Annotated in this window: 15 protein-coding genes; all 15 read right to left on the bottom strand. The window is 59.9% G+C overall.

What is annotated here, in order from left to right; genetic code table 11:
* Positions 1-84: 84 nt before the first annotated feature.
* On the bottom strand, positions 85-1,011 hold the full coding sequence (locus AB4O22_RS18735; RefSeq protein ID WP_027912745.1) for a ketoacyl-ACP synthase III: 927 nt from the start codon (positions 1,009-1,011) through the stop codon (positions 85-87).
* Positions 1,012-1,353: 342 nt separating this feature from the next.
* On the bottom strand, positions 1,354-4,248 hold the full coding sequence (locus AB4O22_RS18740; RefSeq protein WP_032833237.1) for a TIGR00180 family glycosyltransferase: 2,895 nt from the start codon (positions 4,246-4,248) through the stop codon (positions 1,354-1,356).
* A 65-nt stretch (positions 4,249-4,313) separates the two neighbouring features.
* Positions 4,314-7,895 carry a glycosyltransferase gene (locus tag AB4O22_RS18745; protein WP_223472836.1) on the bottom strand — a complete coding sequence of 1,194 codons (3,582 nt, stop codon included), beginning with the start codon at positions 7,893-7,895 and terminating at the stop codon, positions 4,314-4,316.
* A 109-nt stretch (positions 7,896-8,004) separates the two neighbouring features.
* A complete protein-coding gene (locus AB4O22_RS18750; protein WP_027912747.1) occupies positions 8,005-9,570 on the bottom strand; it encodes a flagellar hook-associated protein 3 in 1,566 nt (521 codons plus the stop codon).
* Positions 9,571-9,583: 13 nt separating this feature from the next.
* Positions 9,584-11,650, bottom strand: a complete 2,067-nt coding sequence (gene flgK / locus AB4O22_RS18755) for a flagellar hook-associated protein FlgK (protein WP_460096933.1) — start codon at positions 11,648-11,650, stop codon at positions 9,584-9,586.
* Positions 11,651-11,660: 10 nt separating this feature from the next.
* Positions 11,661-12,965 (bottom strand): flagellar assembly peptidoglycan hydrolase FlgJ, encoded by a 1,305-nt coding sequence (gene flgJ, locus AB4O22_RS18760; protein ID WP_460096934.1) that lies wholly within the window; start codon positions 12,963-12,965, stop codon positions 11,661-11,663.
* A 10-nt stretch (positions 12,966-12,975) separates the two neighbouring features.
* Positions 12,976-14,046 (bottom strand): flagellar basal body P-ring protein FlgI, encoded by a 1,071-nt coding sequence (locus tag AB4O22_RS18765; RefSeq protein ID WP_161796644.1) that lies wholly within the window; start codon positions 14,044-14,046, stop codon positions 12,976-12,978.
* Between the two features lie 45 nt (positions 14,047-14,091).
* A complete protein-coding gene (gene flgH / locus AB4O22_RS18770; RefSeq protein ID WP_003199049.1) occupies positions 14,092-14,787 on the bottom strand; it encodes a flagellar basal body L-ring protein FlgH in 696 nt (231 codons plus the stop codon).
* 72 nt (positions 14,788-14,859) lie between these two features.
* Positions 14,860-15,645, bottom strand: a complete 786-nt coding sequence (flgG, locus tag AB4O22_RS18775; RefSeq protein ID WP_003199045.1) for a flagellar basal-body rod protein FlgG — start codon at positions 15,643-15,645, stop codon at positions 14,860-14,862.
* A 49-nt stretch (positions 15,646-15,694) separates the two neighbouring features.
* On the bottom strand, positions 15,695-16,432 hold the full coding sequence (locus AB4O22_RS18780; RefSeq protein WP_003199043.1) for a flagellar basal body rod protein FlgF: 738 nt from the start codon (positions 16,430-16,432) through the stop codon (positions 15,695-15,697).
* Between the two features lie 174 nt (positions 16,433-16,606).
* Positions 16,607-17,758: a dTDP-4-amino-4,6-dideoxygalactose transaminase gene (gene rffA, locus AB4O22_RS18785; RefSeq protein WP_460096935.1), complete on the bottom strand. Its 1,152-nt coding sequence runs from the start codon at positions 17,756-17,758 to the stop codon at positions 16,607-16,609.
* A 51-nt stretch (positions 17,759-17,809) separates the two neighbouring features.
* Complete coding sequence (locus tag AB4O22_RS18790; protein ID WP_460096937.1) at positions 17,810-18,487, bottom strand: metallophosphoesterase family protein; 678 nt, start codon at positions 18,485-18,487, stop codon at positions 17,810-17,812.
* Positions 18,468-19,445: an ATP-grasp domain-containing protein gene (locus AB4O22_RS18795; protein WP_223472832.1), complete on the bottom strand. Its 978-nt coding sequence runs from the start codon at positions 19,443-19,445 to the stop codon at positions 18,468-18,470. Before AB4O22_RS18795 ends, AB4O22_RS18790 begins: the two co-directional genes overlap by 20 nt.
* A complete protein-coding gene (locus tag AB4O22_RS18800) occupies positions 19,442-20,290 on the bottom strand; it encodes an NAD-dependent epimerase/dehydratase family protein (RefSeq protein WP_027912753.1) in 849 nt (282 codons plus the stop codon). The genes AB4O22_RS18795 and AB4O22_RS18800 overlap by 4 nt, the downstream gene beginning before the upstream one ends.
* Positions 20,287-21,015, bottom strand: a complete 729-nt coding sequence (locus AB4O22_RS18805; protein ID WP_032833238.1) for a class I SAM-dependent methyltransferase — start codon at positions 21,013-21,015, stop codon at positions 20,287-20,289. Before AB4O22_RS18805 ends, AB4O22_RS18800 begins: the two co-directional genes overlap by 4 nt.
* Between the last annotated feature and the right edge of the window lie 32 nt (positions 21,016-21,047).

Here is a 21,047-nt window from a genome sequence, read left to right on the forward strand (position 1 = left end):
TCAAGAAACCGCAGAACGACGTCGCGGGCAAAAAAATAGCGCTACAGGTCAACCTGAAGCGCTATTGGAAGAAAGGCGATTAGATCAATCGCGATAAAGAATCGCCGATCCCCACGACAGGCCGACACCGAAACCGCTTATCGCCACGCGCTTCCAGTCAGCATCCAGGACGTGCTTTTCCAGCAGCAGCGGAATGCTCGACGACACGGTATTACCAGTCTCGACCATGTCCTTGATGAACTTCTCAGGTTCACCCTCGAAACGCCGCGCCACGGCATCGACAATCGCCGCACTGCCTTGGTGGATGCAGAACGCGTCGATGTCACTGGCTTGCAGCGACGATTCGTCCAGCAGTTCGTGCAAATGAGCGGGTACTTTCAACAGGGCGAAGTTGAAGACCTGGCGGCCGTTCATGAAAAACACCCCATCGCTGACCTTCAGGTGTGGCGCGCCGGAACCATCGGTGCCGAACTTCGCCTTGCCCAACTGCCAGCTGGCGCCCTCGGCCATCCACGTGGCGGTGGCGGCATCGCCAAACAACATGGTGGTGTTGCGGTCTTCAGGGTCGACGATCTTCGAATACGGATCGGCGGTGACCAGCAACCCGTTCTTCAGCCCTGCGGCCTCCATGAAGCCTTTCAGGGCATAAATTCCGTATACGTAGCCCGAGCAACCCAGCGATATATCGAACGCCGCCACATGGGTCGGCAGGCCGAGCTTGTCCTGCACGATGGCGGCCGTGTGTGGCAGCCCCTCTTCATCACCGTTCTGGGTGACAACGATCAATGCGTCGATGGATTCACGCGAAAGCTGCGGGTTGTTGGCGAACAATGCATTCACTGCTTCGACACACAGGTCCGAGGTTTCCTGGTCAGCGTCTTTGCGCGGCAGGAACGCCGAACCAATCTTGCCAAGGATGAATTCTTCATCCTTCTCGAATTTGGCACCCTGAGCGTAGTTATCCACACCAGCGGTCGGCACATAACTCGCTATGCTTTTTATGCCAATCATCATGGCTTCCCGATCATGTACTGCGACTAGGTTCACCCCCAAAAGCTCAGGGGCGCTTCAAAAATGGTTGATTCCCGAGGGCTGACGCCTTGTCCGGCGAACGAACAGGCCTCCACTCCGGGGAATACAATACAGTGAAGATGCACTTTATGACCTATGCGTCACGCCGTTTTGTTCTGCAAAGGCATTTTTTCATGACAAACAAAGCCGCGACGTCTCCCGTGATGGCATAGGACACCGGAAAGAAAACTCGGGGATGGCAGCGTAATTCGCGGAAGATGCCGGCAGGTTTTTACCTGCCGGCATTGATGGAAAGCCCCGCAAGGGAGGCTATCCGGCAGATCAGTTGAGCAAGTCGGCCCAGGGTACGTTGCGCACCGGGCCGAGAGCGAAACCCGCGCCTTCCAGCGACAGATTGCCGTTGTAGAACCGATCCTGGGCGAGTGCTTCGGACCACTTCTCACGCAGCGCCGCACGCGCCTCTGGCGTACTCGCCAGCACGCCGGACTGGATTACCTGCACGTGTGGCGTCCATACCGTCAGGTACCCGGCCTGGCCGACTCTGAGGCACAGGTCCACGTCACCCAAGGCATCGTCGAACAAATCGCTGTCTATGCCGTCAGCAGCGTTGAACAGCTGTTTGGAAATCATCAAGCAGGCAAAAGACACCGCCGAACAATTCTGCTCGACGACCAACCGGTTCATGTAGCCTCTGGCGGTCTTCGGCTCGCCGACGAAGGCCGAGCCCACTTCGTCATTCAAGCCCAGGACCAGGCCGGCCTGGGTGATACGTCCATCGCGCTCGACCAGCTTGGCGCCTACCACACCGACTTCCGGACGCAAGGCCTGGTTGAGCAGCGATTCGATCCAGTTGACGTTGACCACTTCACTGTCGGCCGCCAGGGTAACCAGATACTCGCCCTTGGCCTCCTGGCTGGCAGCGTTGATCCAGGTGCCCGTCGCGACATTCGGTTCGATATCCAACAGCCGAACGCGACTGGCCTGGTGCCCCTGGCCATCAAGCCAGGTGCGCAGCACGGAATGGTTCGCTGTCCCGGTGGGGACCAATACTTCGTAACGCTGATATCGGGTGCGCTGCAGTACGCTGAGCAGGCAACGTTGTAGCGCCGTCAGATCGCCAATGCCATGGACGATGATCGACACCAGAGGGCGCTCGGCAAAGCGGTAATCGATTTTGTGCGTGCCCGGCACGACCGCGCTCACGTCAGCCTGATAACCACGAACCGCCAAGTGACGCAGCAATGTCTTGCGCTCGTCGGCATTGTCTTCCACCGGCAGCGCCTGGCAAGTCAACAGAGGCTCATCCAGGTGGGCAAGCCCCTCCAGGCCGCCCTGCTCGATCAAACGTAACAGCAGGTCGAACTCCAGCGCATTCTTGAACTCGCGCGAATAACCGCCGAGTCTTACCAACGTCTCGCGGCGTACCAGCCAATGACGGGCCATCAAGGCCGGGGCGTTTTGCAGCAAGTCAAGGTTGAACCCTGGCCGGAAGACGTCGGCCAGCGTCCCGTCAGGCTGGCGCTGGAACTCATCCATAGCCACGGCCTGGCACTGTGGCGCAGCCAGCAATTCCACCCCCGCGCGGAACAGGCCGCCCGGTGTCAATTCATCGCCGGCCTCGGCCATGACCATCCAATCGCAATCGCTTTGGCTGACAACCTGATTGATTTTGTCGACGTAATTGCTTTCGTTGACTTTGACGAAATGCAGGACATGCTGCGGTGTGGTCTCGGCCGGCAGGTCGCCAGTAGTAAACACGACAATCTTGAACGCCCGGCAATAGCCATTGATCACGCTGTCGAAGGTTGCCTGCATCTTGAAGACGTCAGCGTCCAGATCCAGGAGCAAAATGCCAAATGTCGGGCCCCCGTTGCGAGCAGCCAGGTATTTGGACACTTTCTGGGCTTCACTGGCGCTGGGTTCACGCGCCTCGAGCCAGCGCAGCAATTGACCGGAGCGCGTGGTGTCGAACAGCCTCGCGGTATTTTCAAACGCCGCTGCCTTGAGCCGTTGTTCCCAGGCCTGGATCATTTGCACGTAGCGCGTGTCACCCTTGGCCTGCATGACCTCGAGCAATTGCTTCACCAGATCCTGGTTGAAGGCATAGCTCAGGAAAGCCCTCGCCAGCTGTACGTCAAGCGGCTCGGCGCTGGTGTTGCGCTGGGGGCGAGACAGCTCCTTCTGCTTGAGCATGACGGCTTCCAGCTCCTTCAACTGCACCTGCCCGCTTGGCGCCGCGTGAAGCAGGAATTCCAGCGAGGTGAGCACGTCGAAAAAAGCCTGGTTATAAAACGGCAACTCAACGTATTGCGTCGGCTCGAAACGCCGAACCGGTTCGCCACGCCGCGAATCCCAGGTCGACTCGAACAGTTTCCCTGCCTGCGGCACCGAGCGCTCGACCAGCTTCTTGAGTATGGCCAGGGCATGTTCGCGCGCCGAAGCATCCGTGCCAAAGGCGTCGGCCAGCATCGTGCCCATGCGTTCCTGTTCAGCGACTGCTCGCAAGTCCTCGGCACCAGGCGCCATGCCAACCGGGCTCCGTGGCTTCGCTACGCGACTGCGCTCGTGCACACCATAAGCAATGTCCAGCAAGCGAACCTTTGCATCCGACACCAAGCCAAAGCAATGGCCGGCCTCCTGCAACCGTGAATCAAAACCGACGGGCAACGACGCGTAACTGCGCCGCAGGGTTTCAGTGCGCGTGAGTGCGCTGACCAATGACGGGCAATCCTCGGCAAACACGGCCAACCGGGCCTCGGCCGATGGGCCGGAGTAATCTTCACTGCCCTTGCGATCGAGCAAGTAATAGTCGACATGGTCGGCATGGGCCTCGAACGCCAGGCTGTAGCCTTGGCAGGCACCGTATTCGGCGTGTGCCTCGAGGAAACTCAACGCTTGTTCGAGCGCTAGGGGCAGCAGGAAACTCTCGGCATCGGCAATCGCCATGTAAGGCGTGGCAACTCGCTCGACGGCCTGGCGAACCTTGTCACCGAAACCTCCCGCCGTGGGCGCATGCAGGTATTGCACGCCGGGAAATGCTGCCGTGATATCAGCGTCGAGCAAGCTTGATGAGTCGATCACAAGTACGGCGAACGAACTGTCGCGGTAATGGCGCAAGGCCCGCCGCAGGGCTGTCGACTGGTCGTGAGCGAGCAGCACCAGGGTAAACCGTTCACTCAACGGCGCAGCCGATCCTGTTGGGACATTGCTTTGCATATTCATTCCTTAACGAGTGGGTGGCGCCGTATCAGCAACACCGGGAGTTTCGCGGTTGAAACTCATCAATCCGGTAGCCAACCATTGGCCCAGTACTGCAGGTTATCGCCGCGCAAGATAAAGTCGCGCAGCACCACTTCACGTAATTCGTCGCCCATCCGGTAACTGGCAATCGGATCCGCCAGGTGCATACGGATGGCCTCCAGCCATTCTTCGGTGCTGTTGGTGAGGACCCGGGTACAAGGCAGGTGCCCCCGGTAAGCCTCGGTATCCGAACAAATGACCGGATAGCCACACGCACCGTATTCCAGCAGGCGAAGGTTGCTTTTACAGTCGTTGAAAATATGAAATTCCAGCGGCGCCAAGGCTAGGTCCAGATTCAGGCTGGCCAGCTTCGCCGGATAATCCGCCAGGCTCACGCCTGGGTGAAATTCATGGATATAGGGCTTGAGCAAATCGGGGCACATGCCGAAGAAAACCCATTCGACTTCGTCGGCCAGCTCACGCACGACATCGGCGATGAGCTCCAGATCGCCACGATGGCTGGTGCCGCCGCCCCAACCGATACGCGGTTTGCTGGAAGTTGCACGCTGGCTTCTGAGGTGGTTCCATAGGCCGGCAGCCAGCATGTTCGGTACCACGCGGATGTCATGGTGCATGCTCGACAAGACGTCCGCCAGCGGATGGGTGGACACCACGACCCGATCGCACAGGCCGATCCCTCGGCGCAGCAAGTCCTCGAGGTTGTCCGGCATGTTGCGGCTGTGTTCGTTTTTTTCCGGGACCCTGGCGATGTAGTCATCCAATTCGTAGATGCGCATGGCGTTGGAGTAAGTCTTGACTTGAGTGATGTCCTTGAACTTAGTCACGTTATAGCGACCCTGAAGGATGATCACATCCGGTGACTGGCGCTCGATGTCGATGATCGAGGGCGTATCGTAGGCAACACGCCCCACGACTCGACCCGCCGCTTCCAGTTCGAACAACGGTTGGCTGACCCGGTAATGCCCCACCGCCGAGGTATTGACCGCCATCCCCAGGATCGAGGGGACGTTGCGGGTGATCAACGGATTCCAGCCGGTGCGTGGTCCGGGCTCGAGACTGAAGCTTTTCCCGGTCAGGGTCAGGTTACGGTTGTAGGCAGGATCGTTGGCGATCCTGGGCAACCAGCGCTGATAGAACGCCTCCTGTTCGCGCTCCAGCCGCTGCTTCCACGAAGGATCACGACTGGCTTCCACGCCGGCCGCCAGCACGACATCACTGTAAGGCGTGGTGACGATCAGGTAGCCGTTCTTACCGACCTGCTGGCATAGCTCCAGCGAGTTGATCCCCTGTGTCGTAATGGTCTCATCGAACCCGCCCACTTCCTCCAGAACCTGCTTGCATATCAACAGACAGTGATCACCGACGGCGCTCCAGTTCTGCACCACCTGCAAACGTTGCATGTAGCCGCCGAATGTCACCGATTCGTTGACAAAGGCCCTGCCCGCCAACCCACCCAACCCCATGATTACGCCGGAGTCGATGATCCGGCCTTGCAGGTTGAGCGTACGAGGGCCGACGATGCCGACCTCAGGACGTTGAGCATGATTGAGCAGTTCGTCCAGCCAGGCGGCTTCAAGCACGATGCAATTGGGGTTGAGCAACAACAGGTATTCGCCGCGGGCCTGTTGCGCGGCGAAGTTGCGGATCACCGCTTCGCTGGCACTTTCGGGATGCGCGAATATTCGCAACTTTTCACTGCCCAGCTCGGCCATCGCCCGCAGCCAATGTTGCAACTCGGTATTTTCACTGGCGTTATCGACAATGATGATTTCGTAATGCGGATACGTGGTAGTACTGATCAGGCTGTTTACGCAACGTTCCAGCGCGCTCAGATCATCCTTGACGCTGATGATGATCGACACCAGGGGGCGCTCGACGAACAGATATTCGATGCGTGGGATCAACGCCAGGAGCGGCCCGGGATGAAGTCGATGCTGTACGCCGATACGCTGCAGATGAGCACTGATCAGCCGGACGTTTTGCTCGATGACCTCAGGCAACGACAGCCATTGGGCAAACGAAAACGTCGACTCGACCTGGACTTCCGGAATGTGCCCAATGACTTGCGGACCATCCGTTTCCACCAGGCGCCAGACCAGATCATGGGGCGCCAATTCGCCCAGGGTCGAATCGAATCCACCCGAGGCCAGGAATCGGGCACGCTCGAAAGCCAGTGTCCGCCCGACATAGGGATAACCGCGCATCAGATCGAGATTGAAGTCGGGCTTGAAGATCGGCTCCACCGACTTGTCATCCACCAGCGCACCTTCATCGCTGTAGAGGCAGGCAGCACCCGGCGAGCTGACAATCCGATCGGCCATGATCAGCAGCGCTGACTCGGTCAAGCGATCGCCGGCACGCAGCAGGTAGAACCAGTCGGCGCCATCCAGTTGAGGCAACAGTTCGTTGAGCTGCTGCGCCCAGTCCGCTTGCAGGCCAAGACGCAGGACATGGTTGTCCACAGCCTGGCGCCCATTGGACAGCAACAGCACCGATTCGCAGGCATAGGCCTGGGACGCGATACTCTGCAGGGTAATACCCAACGCATAAGGATCGTCCTGCTCATCGATGATGACGGGAACGATCATCGGTCGATAAGCCCAGCGGGCGATCTGCCGGGACAAGACTTGCTTGCGCGATGGACTGAAACGTCGGCATGCCAACCACTGCGCATAGAGGTCTGCGTAGCTTTCGATGTCCGTGCCGACTTGCGCGCCGATGACACCCTGGCGAGTCGCAATGACCGAGTAGACGTTGAGTTCTTCCCATTCGGGCGCCCCTGGCTCCCTGAGCAGCCCCAGTGGCTGGTAACGCACCCAGCCACTGGCGGGCGCCGGCTCGCCACTGCGTTGGGCCAGCATTTCCTTGAGCCATGTCAGCTCCACCGTGGCCGCTTCAAGCATCTTGGCCTGACGCGCCAGGCGCTCAGGATGCAAGCGCTGGCCACTTCCCTCGGCGTAAAGCTGGACCAGATTACCCCGGCGCAACAGGCAGATGAACAAGGCAAAATCGAGGACAGCCTCGAAGCCTTCACCGGGCCGGGCCAACGCTGGCAGCAAGGCCTCGACATCGGTGCGGCGCATCAATGCGCCACTCAAACCGCCGAGAATATTACGGGTGGTTTTTTCAAAATACGCCAGCATGTCGTTGCCGTTGAGCAACGCATCGAACTGCGTGATGCCGGTGTTTTCAACGCGGATCGGCAAGGCATAGTTGTCTGCATCGATCAAATGATGCTTGTTGATCACCAGCGATACTTGCGCATGCTCCTGCAAGATGGCTGCCTGTTGACTGACGCAGAACGCCAGCAACTGGTCGTCATCACACAAGAACTTGATGAACTCACCCCGGGACTCTTCAAGACAGCGCAACAGGTTCTGCTGGAACCCCAGCCGCGTCGGGTTGCGCAAGTAACGCACCGGAACAGTGGAGCCCATGCCAATTTCCTGGACAATCTGCTCGATTCCGTCGGTGCGGCAGTCGTCGCAGATGACAATCTCAAGGTTCTCGTAGGTCTGCTCGAGCGCGCTTTGCAAGGCGAGGCGGAAAAAGCGTGGGTGATACGCGGGAATGGCAATGCTGACAAGAGGAGCTGATTTCACACGCTTGGCTCTCAACCGGTGGGCGCCAACTCAGGCGAGAGCAGGACGTCCTGAATCGTATAAGGAACGGGTCAGGGACCGCTTATAACGTCACGGTCCCTGCCCTGCATCACATTTTGTTGAACAATCCCAATTGAGCGATCTTGCTGAACGCCAACTGCGACGCTTGAAGCATAGTCTGCTGCAAGGTCAGGCGCGTCATCACCTCGGCCGCGTCGGAATCACGAATCGCCGACTGGGTCTGCGAGTTGGCGAGGACAAAGCTCTGATTGGTGTCGCTCTGGGTATCGAGCGACTGGCCACGACCACCGACCGAACTCAATGCACTGGTCAAGTGGTCAGTGCCGCTGGCCAGGTTACCGATAGCCGAAGCCAGTGACGCATTCAGTTTCTGGATGGCGATGTTGTCGCCATCGGCCGGCGTGTTCAAAGCAGTCCGCAACTGGTTCACGGTGTCCAGGACGTTCTGCGTTTCGTGGGTATTGACCGCGATGCTGAACTGATCGTTGGCGGCCGGGGCACCGTTGAGCGTGAAACTCACGCCGGATGCGGTGGCGACGTTGCCCGCCAGGGTGCCGCTGGATACCGGTTTGCTGTCAGCGGTCAGTGGCGCGGCGTACAGGTCGAAGTCCGTGGCACTGGTAAACTTCAGCACCGCCGACCCCGTCGGGAAGCTGGCGTGGTAGTCCGTCGGATTGGTGATTGCGCTGCCGGTGATCTGGGTCGCGGTGGCGTTGCCCGGGCTGCGGGCAGGCGTGAACGAGTCGGGTTTGGCAGCCAGGGTGAACGTGTGGCCGGGCAAGATCGTACCGGCAACGTCGCCCGCATGAAGGTTGACGTTCAAGGTCAGGTCGACGCCGCGAAAGCTCACAGTCTGCCCGATCTGGTTATTAGGCTCGATAACCCCGCCCTTGCTGGCTTCGGCGGTCACATCATTGCCACCCGAGTCGGTGATTTTCAACTGGGTGCCGCTGGTGAATTCCACCGTGTACGGCTCGCCGCTGCGGAACTGGCTGTTGTACGTCACGCTGGACGACACTTGGCCGTTGGTCAGCACCACGCGACCATCATCCACTGCCGGCGCGGTCATGGTGACCTGGGTGCGACTGGTGTTGACGGATGTTTGGAACACTTCCCAGCCGGTGCTGTTGGTGGCCATCGACATGGTGTCGCCGATCGGCAGGTCAAGGGTCACCTGGTCGCCGTTGTAGCTGTAGGTGCCATCGCCGTTGCGAGTGAACGGTACGACATCGCCCTTGGAACCGGAAAAGATGTACTTGCCGTTTTCATCCTTGGTGTTCATCAGGCTCAGCAACTGATCTTCGATCGACCCCAATTCCGAGGCAACCGCTTTACGGTCCGCGTCGGTGTAGGCGGCGTTACCGGCACTGACGGCCAATTCCTTGGCGCGCTGGAGCACGTTGCCAATGCTGGTCATCACCGCTTCGGTCGTGCCCAGGGTCGCCTTGATGGTGGTGACGTTGGCTTCATATTGGGAAAGCATCGAAGCCTGGTTGCCCAGTTGCAGCAGGCGCGAAGCCCCAACCGGATCGTCGGCGGCGGTGTTCACACGTACCAGGCTGCTGGCTTCTTCGCTGGTCTTGACCACCTTGGCGAAGTTTTTCTGGTAGTTCGCAGCCGTGCTTTCGTAAAACTGAGAAGTAGAAATGCGCATGGGCTACGGCTCCTTAAAGACTGTTGATCAAAGTGCTGAAGATTTGCTGCGCCGCCTTGATGATCTGCGAAGACGCGGTGTAGTACTGCTGGAACTTGACCAGGTTGCCGGTTTCTTCATCCAGGTCCACGCCCGACAGCGAATCGCGGGCGGTCTTGGCGTTGTCCAGGATCGCACCTGTGGCGGCACTGTCGAGCTTGCCCTGGGCGGCCTTGGCGCCGACGCCTTCCACCAGCTTGCCGTAGGCATCGTTCAGGGAAATACCCTTGCTGGAGGAACCGGTGTCCACGGTCTTGGCGGTCTGCAAGCCGGCCAGGACAGTACCGTTACGGTTGTCCAGGCTGCCGGGCTGGCTGAGGCTGACATTGATGGACGCTCCGTTGGACGGAGCACCGGCAATGGACATGTCGAACATGACGGTGCGTTGTACCGGTGGCACGGACGAATCCATGATCGGGGCACCACTGGCATCCTTGAGCGGAACACTCAAGCTCAGGGTGTTGCTTTCCCCAGGTTTGATCGTGCCATTGCTGATCTGAACGCCCTTGGCATCGAGCAACTGATAAGCCTGGCTGGTGCCATCGGCGGACGTCGCGCCGAACACCACCTTGACCGGCATGGAGTTCTTGATGCCGTTCTGGACGATGGTCGTGGTGGCGGCGTCGTAGATGTCCAGCTTGGTGGTCATGCTCGGCTGGCCGTTGGCCGGAATGGTCAGCGTACCGCTGCCCCCTGGCACGATGGCGGCACCCAACGGCGCGGCAATCGCCAGCCGCTTGGAGTCGGTCATCTCGGTCTTGATATTGGCCGCCTCGTTGCGGGTCGGCGTGAGTTTGAATGTGTCGCCGACGGCCGCGGTACCGTTGGCAAAGGTCATCGAGAAGCCGTCGATCACCGGCGGCGGGGTGGTCGCGGTGTTGAACGCGCCCATCGAGGTGCCGTCAGGCAGGCGCTGGACGGTGTAGTCCGTGCCGCTGGTGAATGTCACCTTGTAGTCGTTGGTGGTCAGCTTGCCGGAGTCTTTGATGGCGATGTTGAAGTTGCCGGAGCCGGCGCTGTTGTTCAACGACGCAACGCTGCGCTGGCTGATCTGCGCGGCGCTGTTGATGTTAGTGAACAGGTTGGCACCGAAGGCCCCGTTCATGTCGATGCCCGAAGCCTGGACGCTGTTCATCTGGTCGGCGACCACCAGGGCCACGCGCCCCAGCTCGTTCATGGCCGGGTCGAGCACGGTACTGCGGTAGCGCATCAAACCGCCGATCTCGCCACCGGTGAGCACCGAGGTCAGGTCCATGGAGCTGGAACCGCTATTGAGCTGGATGCCGATGCGTCCCGGGTCGTTCTTGTCCGGCACGGCTTCCAGGGTGTTGACGGTATTGCCCATCACCAGTGGTTGGCCGGAACCCAGGTAGATGTCCAGGCTGCTGCCGTTCTCGACCACCTGCGTGCCTGTGAACGTCGAAAGCTGGCGAATGGTTTCGCTGCGGGCATCGAGCAGGTCGTTGGGGGCGCCGCCGGCGTTGGAGACTTCGGCGATTTTCTTGTTCAACTGCGCAACGGTGGCCGCCAGGTTATTGACCTGCTCGACCATGTTCGACAGGTTGCCGTTGATGTTCTGGCTCTGCTCCGTCAACTGGTTGGCAACCGAATTGAAACGGTTGCTCAAGGCCTGGGCGTCGCTGAGCAGCAACTGACGGGATGCATCGTCACCCGGCTTGGCGTTGACGTTCTGCACCGAGGCGAAAAACTTGGTCAGGGCACCATTGAGACCGGTGCCGCTGTCCGACAACAGGGAGTCGAGCGGAGTGATCTGGCCCTGATAGGCCGCCGCGTCACTGTTGAGCGACGTGGTGGTTTTCAGTTGTGCTTCAAGGAAGGCGTTATATACCCGACGCACATCGGCCAGGGTAGTGCCGGAACCAATGAACACGTTGCCGTACTGGTTCGAGGCCTTGGTGGTCTGTACGGTCTGCTGGCGCGAATAACCGGCGGTATCGACGTTGGCGATGTTGTTACCCGTGGTCACCAACGCAGTCTGGCTTGCTGACAGACCCGACATCCCTATATTGAGCAAACTCATGGTTCAGACCTTATAAAGTCGTGGTGGCGCCTGCAGAAGCGTAGTTTTGGTAACTCGTCATCTGCCGGGCTATGTTCGAAATCTTGCTGGCGTAGTGCGGATCGGTGGCGTAACCGGCCTTTTGCAACTCGCGTACAAACTGTTCCGGGTTATCGGCAGACTTCAGCACATCTTGATAGCGACTGTTGCTTTGCAGCAGGTTGACCAAGTCGTGGAAACTGTCGCGGTACGAGGCGTAGGAACGGAACTCGGCCGTCTCCTTGACCATCGCACCATTGCGAAATTCGCTGGTGATCGCCCGGGCAGAATCGCCCTTCCAATTGGCGCTGGCCTTGATACCGAACAGGTTGTGACTGCTGCTGCCATCGGGCTGGCGCATGACCGATTTGCCCCAACCGGTTTCCAGGGCGGCCTGGGCCACCAGGTAACGCGGGTCGACACCGATGCGGTCGGCCGCCTCCTTGGCCATTGGCAGCATGGCGTTGACGAATTCGTCGGCATCGCGGAAGGCCTTGCGTGCCGGTGCCAGCGGTGGCTGGGCCACGGCGCGGCCATAGACCTGCATGTCGCCTTTCGGCTCGGCGGCCTTGAGTGCGGCCAACCAGTCGCCATTGGCCAATTCGCCAGTCGCCGGCTTGACGGCGGCGATGGCGCGATCCGTCAGGACGTTCTGTGCAGGCACATCGGCGTTGGCCGCGGCCGAAGGCACCAGCCCGGCAAGCAGGCGGTCAGCCAGTTTCGGCGGCAAGGCCAGGCGGCGCTGGTTGATCAGCTCCATGTCATTGCGATGAGTACCCACGCCCGCCCCTTGCGGCACGTTCACCGCCCGGGAAGCCCACAGCGGACGCTGGCCGTTGGAGCGTGAAAGAGGACCGTCGGGCAGCGTGCCGGCGGCCACTGGCGTTGGCACCGCGGCCTTGGCGACCTTGTCCAGCGCCTCTTGCTGCTTGGCGGCCGACAAGCTTGCCGCCTCGCCTGGCGCCAGCGGTTTGTTCTTGGACATCTGGCGCAGCAGCACATCGGCCAGGCCAATACCACCGCCTTCGCGGGACATGGAGACGGCCAACTGCTGGTCGTACATTTCCTGGTACTGCTTGGCTTCCGGCGTGTTCATCGGATTGTCCTTGCCCAGCGCATCGGTGGCCGAACGCATGGACTTGAGCATTTCGCCAAGGAACAGCGACTCGAATTCCTGAGCCACTTTACGCAGGTTGCCGTCGCTGTTCTTGTCGCCAACCTTGAGTTGGTTCAGTCGGTTCAAGTCCGAGTAGGAGCCCGAATCCCCGCTGATCAAAGTGCCCTTGCGCATGTCCATGGACCGGTCCTCAAATCACGATCAGGTCGGCTTGCAACGCGCCGGCCTGTTTCAAGGCTTCGAGAATCGCCATCAAGTCGCCTGGCGCCGCGCCGACCTGGTTCACCGCCCGGACGATTTCATCCAGGGTAGTGCCTGGGCCGAACTTGAACATCGGCTTGGCTTCTTGCTCGGCATTGACCCGCGAACGGGGGACCACGGCTGTCTGGCCGTTGGACAACGGACCAGGCTGGCTGACGATCGGGTCTTCGGTGATGGTCACGGTCAGGCTGCCGTGGGTCACGGCGGCCGGAGACACCTTGACGTTCTGGCCGATCACGATAGTGCCGGTGCGCGAGTTGATGATGACTTTCGCCACCGCCTGGCCCGGGTCGACCTCGAGGTTTTCCAGGATCGACAGGTAATCGACCCGCTGGCTCGGATCCAGTGGCGCGGTGACGCGGATCGAGCCGCCGTCGAGGGCCTGGGCCACGCCTGGGCCGAGCATGTCATTGATCTTGTCGACGATACGCTTGGCGGTGGTGAAGTCGGAACGGTTGAGGTTCAGCGTCAGGCTGTTGCCCTGGTTGAAACCGCTCGGCACTGCACGTTCCACCGACGCACCGCCAGGGATGCGACCGGCCGACGGAACGTTGACGGTGATCTTCGAACCGTCGCGCCCTTCGGCATCGAAACCGCCCACCACCAGGTTGCCCTGGGCGATGGCGTAGACGTTGCCGTCGATACCCTTGAGCGGCGTCAGCAGCAAGGTGCCACCGCGCAGGCTCTTGGAGTTACCGATGGACGAGACGGTGATATCCACCTGCTGGCCAGGCTTGGCGAACGCCGGCAGATCGGCACTGATCGACACCGCCGCGACGTTTTTCAACTGGACGTTGCCGGAGCCGGCCGGCACCTTGATGCCGAACTGCGACAACATGTTGTTGAAGGTCTGCAAGGTGAACGGGGTCTGGGTGGTCTGGTCACCGGTGCCGTTCAGGCCCACGACCAGGCCGTAGCCGATCAACTGGTTGGAACGCACGCCGGAAATGCTGGCGATGTCCTTCAGACGCTCGGCTTGAGCGGTAAAGGCTGCCGACATTACCAGGGCACCGATCAACAGCTGCTTAAGATTCAACTGGGCCACCTAGAAAGGGAACTTCGGGCTGAGGAAGAAACGGTCGAACCAGCCTGGCTGGCTCGCATCGGCAAAGGCACCGGTGCCCGAGTAGGTGATGCGTGCATCGGCCACCCGAGTCGACGAAACCGTGTTGTCGGTGGCGATGTCATCGGCGCGAACCATGCCGGCGATGCGCACCAGTTCGTCACCCGTGTTAAGGGTCAGCCACTTCTCGCCGCGCACGACGATGATGCCGTTGGGCAACACATCGGCGACGGTCACGGTAATCGAGCCGGTCAGGCTGTTGCTCTGGCCGGACTTGCTGTCGCCCTTGGTGGCACGGTCAGAGTTGTACCCGGCGTTGAGGCTCAGGTCATTGCCCCCGATCGGGTTGTTGGTGGTCAGGCTGGAACCGAACAACGACGTCAGGCCGACGCTGGTATTGCTGGTCTTGTCCATTTGCGAGTTGGCGTTCTTGCTGGCCTGGGTCCGCTCATTCAGGGTGATGGTGATGATGTCACCGACCCGGAAGGCCTTGCGGTCGCTGTACAGGTTCTGCTCGAAGCCAGCCTGGTAGATCGAGCCATTGTTGGCGGCAGCCGGCAACGGCGTGCGCGGCAACACCGGGGCGTAATACGGGTCATTGGGCCTGGGTGTCGGGGCGACACAGCCCGCGAGTGCGGTGATCCCACTCAGTGCCAGAACAGATACGAAGCGTTTCATGACCCTACCTCTTGGTGTTGCAGGCGACCCTGGGGCCGCCCTGTCTACGTAATGACGGACGTTGCGACGTGATTACAGATTCTGCGTAACGAACGAGAGCATCTGGTCGGCGGTGGAGATCACTTTGGAGTTCATCTCGTAGGCGCGCTGGGTGGTGATCATGTTGACCATCTCCTCGACCGTGCTCACGTTGGACGTTTCCAGGGTGTTCTGCAGCGTGGTACCGAAACCGTTCAGGCCGGGAGTGCCGACTTGCGGCGCGCCACTGGCGGCGGTTTCCAGGAACAGGTTATTGCCCACCGCTTGCAGGCCGGCCGGGTTGATGAAGTCGGCAGTCTGCAGGTTGCCGATCACTTGGGAGGCCGGGTTGCCCGCCACCGTGATGGACACGGTGCCGTCACGGCCCACGGTGAACGTCTGGGCATCGTTCGGGATGATGATGGCCGGCTCCAGGGCGAAACCGCTGGCATTGACGATCTGGCCGTTGGAATCGAGGTGGAACGTACCGTCACGGGTGTAGGACGTGGTGCCGTCCGGCTGCAGGATCTGGAAGAAACCGCGACCGTCGATGGCCATGTCCAGCGGCTGCTCGGTGGTTTGCAGGCTGCCGGCGGTGAAGTTTTTCTGGGTGCCGACAATGCGCACACCGGTACCCACTTGCAGGCCCGACGGCAGTTCGCTGTCCTGGGTCGACTGGGCGCCAGGCTGGCGTTTTACCTGATACAGCAGGTCCTGGAACTCGGCACGATCACGTTTGAAACCCGTGGTCGAAACGTTCGCCAGGTTGTTGGAAATGGTCGTCAGGTTGGTGTCCTGGGCGGACAGACCTGTTTTGGCAACCCATAGAGCCGGAAGCATTCGATTCTCCTCGTACGCCTGTTTTTCGGCGCGACGCTTTAGTTAATGGTTAGATCTGCAAGACCCGAGCCATGGCCTCGTCGCCTTCTTTGGCGGTGTTCATCATTTTGACGTGAAGCTCGAACTGCTTGGCCAGGGCCAGCACCGAGGTCATTTCATCCACGGCATTGACGTTGCTCGCTTCCTGGAAACCCGACACCAACTGCACGTTGGCATCGATGGGCGCCGGCTGGCCGTCCTTGGTCCGGATCGAACCGTCCAGGCCCTTGGTCATGTTCTTGAGGTCCGGGTTGACCAGCTTGATGCGGTCCACTTCAGCCATCACCCGCGGGCCTTCGCCCATGGCGCGGATGCTGATGGTGCCGTCCTGGCCGATTTCGATTTTCTGCTCTGGCGGCACGGCGATCGGACCGCCGTTGCCCATCACCGGCATGCCGTTGCCGGCCCGCAGCACGCCCAGGGCGTCGACATTGAGGCTGCCGGTGCGCACGTAGCTTTCACCGCCGTCGGGATTCTGCACGGCCATCCAGCCCGGCCCGCTCACCGCGACATCGAGGTCACGACCGGTTTCCACCAGCGCACCCGGAGTGAAATCAGTAGCAGGCCGTTCGGACATGGCAAACGCCCGCGCCGGAAAGCTGTCGCCGAACACCGGCATCGAGCGAGCCTGTTCCAGGTCTTTCTGAAAACCGTTGGTGGAGATGTTCGCCAGGTTGTTGGCATGGGCCCGCTGCGCCAGTGCGTTCTGGCTGGCGCCGGTCATTGCCACATAAAGGTACTTGTCCACTGTCGTTCCTCTGCATGCCGGACGTTTGCCGCCCACTGCTGTGTTGCACAGCCTTAAGCAATTTGCAGACCAACTTTTTTCTGGCGGGCCCAGGCCCGGAAAACAAAGGGCTCTGGGGGTGCGGAGGCTATTGCGCAATTGTGTCGAAGTCGAAAAACCGGCGGTGTTATGCCGCTAAGTGGCAAGGGCTGCCAAAGCACCGCCGAGCACATCTACCACCCGGTCTTGTTGATCTGCGGATAGACCGAGCCATAACGGCAAACGCAACAGCCGCTCGGAATGACCATCGGTAATATCCATTGCGCCATGCACCCGCCCATAGCGCGATCCAGCGGGCGATGAATGCAGCGGCACGTAATGGAACACCGCATAGATTGCGTGGCTCTTGAGCGCCTCGAGAACGAGCTGGCGTTCCACACCAGGGGCGAGGAGCACGTAGTACATGTGCGCATTGTGCTGGCAATTTTCAGGAACGATCGGACGACGAAGCAACCCTTGCTGCTCAAGTCCCGCCAACGCAGCATGATAATAGTCCCAGATCGCCAGGCGGCGATGGGTGATGACTTGCGCCTCTTCCAACTGGGCCCAGAGGAAGGCTGCTGTCATTTCTCCAGGCAGAAACGAGGAGCCCACCTCTTGCCAGGTGTATTTGTCCACCTCGCCCCTGAAGAATCGACTGCGATCGGTACCTTTTTCCCGGATGATCTCGGCTTGCAATGCCATTGCAGGATCATTGACCAGCAACGCCCCGCCCTCCCCCGAGATCACGTTCTTGGTCTCGTGAAAGCTGAATGCCCCAAGATTTCCGATACTGCCCAAGGCTCGACCCTTGTAGGTTGACATCACGCCTTGCGCGGCGTCTTCAACCACCGCCAGCCCATGCTTATGCGCAATAGCCAGGATCGTGTCCATCTCGCAGGCCACACCGGCGTAATGGACGGGTACGATAGCCTTGGTCCGTGACGTGATCGCCGCCTCGATCAGACGCTCGTCCAGGTTCAGGGTATCAGGACGAATATCGACGAAGACCGGCACCGCGCCACGCAACACAAAGGCATTGGCCGTGGAGACGAAGGTATAGGAAGGCAAGATGACTTCGTCGCCAGGCTGGATGTCCAGCAGCAACGCTGCCATTTCCAGCGCAGCCGTACATGAGTGGGTGAGCAATGCCGTGTTGCAACCCGTGTGCGACTCCAGCCAACGGTGACAACGCTTGGTGAATGGGCCATCACCGGCGAGCATGTTGCCGAATTTGGCCTGGGCAATGTAATCCAGCTCTTTGCCGGTCATGTACGGGCGGTTGAAGAGTATCGTTTCGTTGCTCATTGCAAACTTCCCTGGGTGGGCATAGTAAATAGTGGCGCACAGCACAAAATCTCAAACCACACTGATCCGCCCACCGATCTGACTGCCTGTATCTAGATTTTCGTAGAAGTACGGAGTAAATCCGACCCTCTTCATGGCCTGTTGAGTTTCACCAATATCGTATTCAATCCGATGCAGGGCGAAGGCCTCACCGTCCCAGGTCGCGAAAGCTGCTCGAGCATCCCCATCACGTGGCTGACCAACTGAACCAGGGTTGCAATAGACCTTGCCCTCGCCACTCCACAAGTACTGGACATGGGTATGGCCTGACGCGAAATACTGACCGGGCAACAGCGCGAAATACGCTTGCGAGGGTCGCACGTACTCGTCCAGCGGATCGTTCCAGCCGCCATGGACGATGCTCAATCCATGCTCGGTCGAGCGCTCCGGGAACGATCCCAACCAGGCCAAGTTCTGCGCAGTGATGATGCCCTGCTGATAGTCCAGGCAGGCATTGGCGCTATTGGAGCGAGGGCAGCGCTCATTCTTCGCCAGGTACCAATCATGATTGCCCATCACCGAGAAAATGTTTCGCTCGCGCAGGGCCTCGCAACATTCATTGACTTGGCTGTAATAACCGGCCGTGTCGCCCAGGCAGATAATCCGCGACACACCCAGCTCATCCAGCTTGGCAAGCACTGTCCGCAGGGCACTGTAATTGCCATGTACGTCAGAAATGATTCCGATCATAGACAATGAAATCCTCTATATAACGAACAGCGAAACCACTACGAATGGTGGGCTGGGCCGGTGCCTTGCCGTCGAGGTAATGATCCAGACACATGGCCGCCTCGTTGTAACCGAATGCGCGACGTATCGAACTGGTCGAGGATATTCGCGGATTGATCTCAAGCAGGCTCCAGGAGCCATCGCTGCCACGACGGAACTGCAAGTTGGTCGGGCCTACCGGTTTGAAGGCGCGGCACAACCTGGCGACTGTTTTATCCAGCGAATCATCCTGATACACCCAAGCCTTGGCGGTGGACCCGTCCGACGCCAACTTGCGCTGGAAGTTGATGATCGGACCGGTGCTCCCCCGGCCATCGCCAAACGCCGCCACGGTGAATTCGTCGGCCGCGCTGCCAATGATGGGTTGCGCCATGAGGTAGTCACCGAGCAGTGCCGCGTGAGGCGTAAAGTCGCGCTCCTCGCGAACCCAGACCAGCCCTTTGGAGGCGTAGCTTCTGCGCGGCTTCAGCAGAAACGGCAGGCCCAAGGCAGCCTTGAGCGAGTGAAAATCCCCCGACAGCAGGCTGGGAATACGACTGGCATCCCCCAGCGCCACCAGCGCCTGGTCCATTGCCCACTTGTCCCTGGAAAGGTCGATCAGTTCCTGGTTGTTGAGCACGACCTGACAATCAAATGTCGCCAACAACGCTCGGTTGTCCGACAGCCAATGGACATCCTGTTCGATCCCGGGAATAAGCAGATCAACCTTGTACCTGGCCAATGTGTCGCCCAGCCACTGGCCGTACCCCGGGTCTGCGGTCAACGGGGCCTGCACGAATACATCGCTCCAGCCGCGACCGACAGCGTCGTCGTAGATATCCGTGCCGACCAAACGAACAGAGGGAGCCGCCTCACGCAGCGACTTGAGCAGGCCATAACCCATGATGGCGCCTACGCCGGTCACCATGACGGTCTTCATGACAGACTCTCCCGATGCGCTCTCATCAGTCCAAAGCCCCGACGAACATCTATTTGCGGAGTAAACTCAATTTGCTTGTACAACTCATGCGCACAGTCAAAAGGAGGCAGATCGGGAATATCGCTTTTTTCCGGTAGGAAGCGGACATCCACCGGCTTGCCAAACGCCTCGAATGCGGCCTGGGCAATTTCGGAAAGACGGGGAGATTCGGGATGGCCGCAGTTGTACAAGCCGGCAATGCCCTGCTCTGCCAGCCGCGCGCAGACCTCGGCAAGGTCACTCAGGTGCAGGTAGTTGCGCCTGGCGTCGTTGCTGCCATATAGCTCGACGGCTTGCCCCGCCTGCGCCTTGTCGGCGATGGCGTAGAACAACGGTTGGTGAGGCCTGCACTGCTCGCCGCTATCGTAGACCTGACTGATGCGCAGGACACTCAACGCCATGCCCCGCTCTTGGCAATACAGGCTGGCCACTTCCTCGGCATGACGCTTGGACAGCGAGTAGATGCCGAAATAAGGATCCGCCGGCCGGTCGCAGGCCGAACGCGACGACAACAGAACGAAATGGCGCGCCCCGCATTGTTCGGCCAGGCGGCAGGCAGCCAATGTCCCGACGCTGTTGATCAGCTCGGCGCGAACCAGATCGTCCGGCTGACGACCGCCGAAATCGGCAGCGGCCAGCACGACGACATCGAAGCGCTCGTCGCACGCGCAAGGCGCCTGGCTAGCGAGGTCAAAAGTAATATCGGCATCCCGGCGCCCCGCCAACTTGACTTCGCCAAGGCGCGACAACGCGAGGGCGACCGCCTTGCCAATGACTGATGTACTGCCAATTACCAGGCTTTTCATGACTGGGCGACTGTTGCTTCAAGCATCAGCGCACAACTGAGCTCCGGATAATCGATGCCCACGGTACACATGGCCTGGACGATGTCCGGCCCCAGGTTCAACTCTTTCAATTGTCCGGTGGTGAAGGGCTTGAGAAACACGCCTTCCTTGCGCACGACCTGGAGCCCGGCGGCTTCCAGTTCAGCCGTCAAGGTCTGTAGCGAGTAGCTGCGCACATGGCCCAGCTCCAGATCGCCACGCCCCAACGCCATCATGTCGCCAAGCAGTCCGGCAGCATGGCCGAACCGCCGATGCAGGGACTCGCCGTTAGGCACCAGAACGAAGCAACGACCACCCGGTGCAAGAAAGCGCTTGAACCTTTGCAGCACGACCTGTGGATCCTCGACATGCTCAAGGACAAACCCCATCACGATGAGATCGAAACGCTTGTCGGTGTCGAATGTCTCGAAATAACTTTCGACGATCTCGGCCGTATTATCCGGGTATTGGGCCTTGAATTGGGCGATCACCGATGCAGAGCCATCGATGACCGTGTGTCCACTGAAGAACTGCGAGAAGCGGTGGGTACTGAAACCGTGGCCCACACCGAGCTCCAGCAGGCTTTGCGTCTGGGTGCACAGCGCCATGATGCGCTGGGGATACCAATTGAGAATGATGTTGTTGTCATACGCGTAGCCAAAGCTGTCGCTGTAGGCTGCGATGAAGGTATCAAGATCGTTGCTCATGTCACATGCACTCCGCTGCGCGGCAAAGGTAG

Source organism: Pseudomonas sp. S3_B11, from assembly GCF_054667715.1.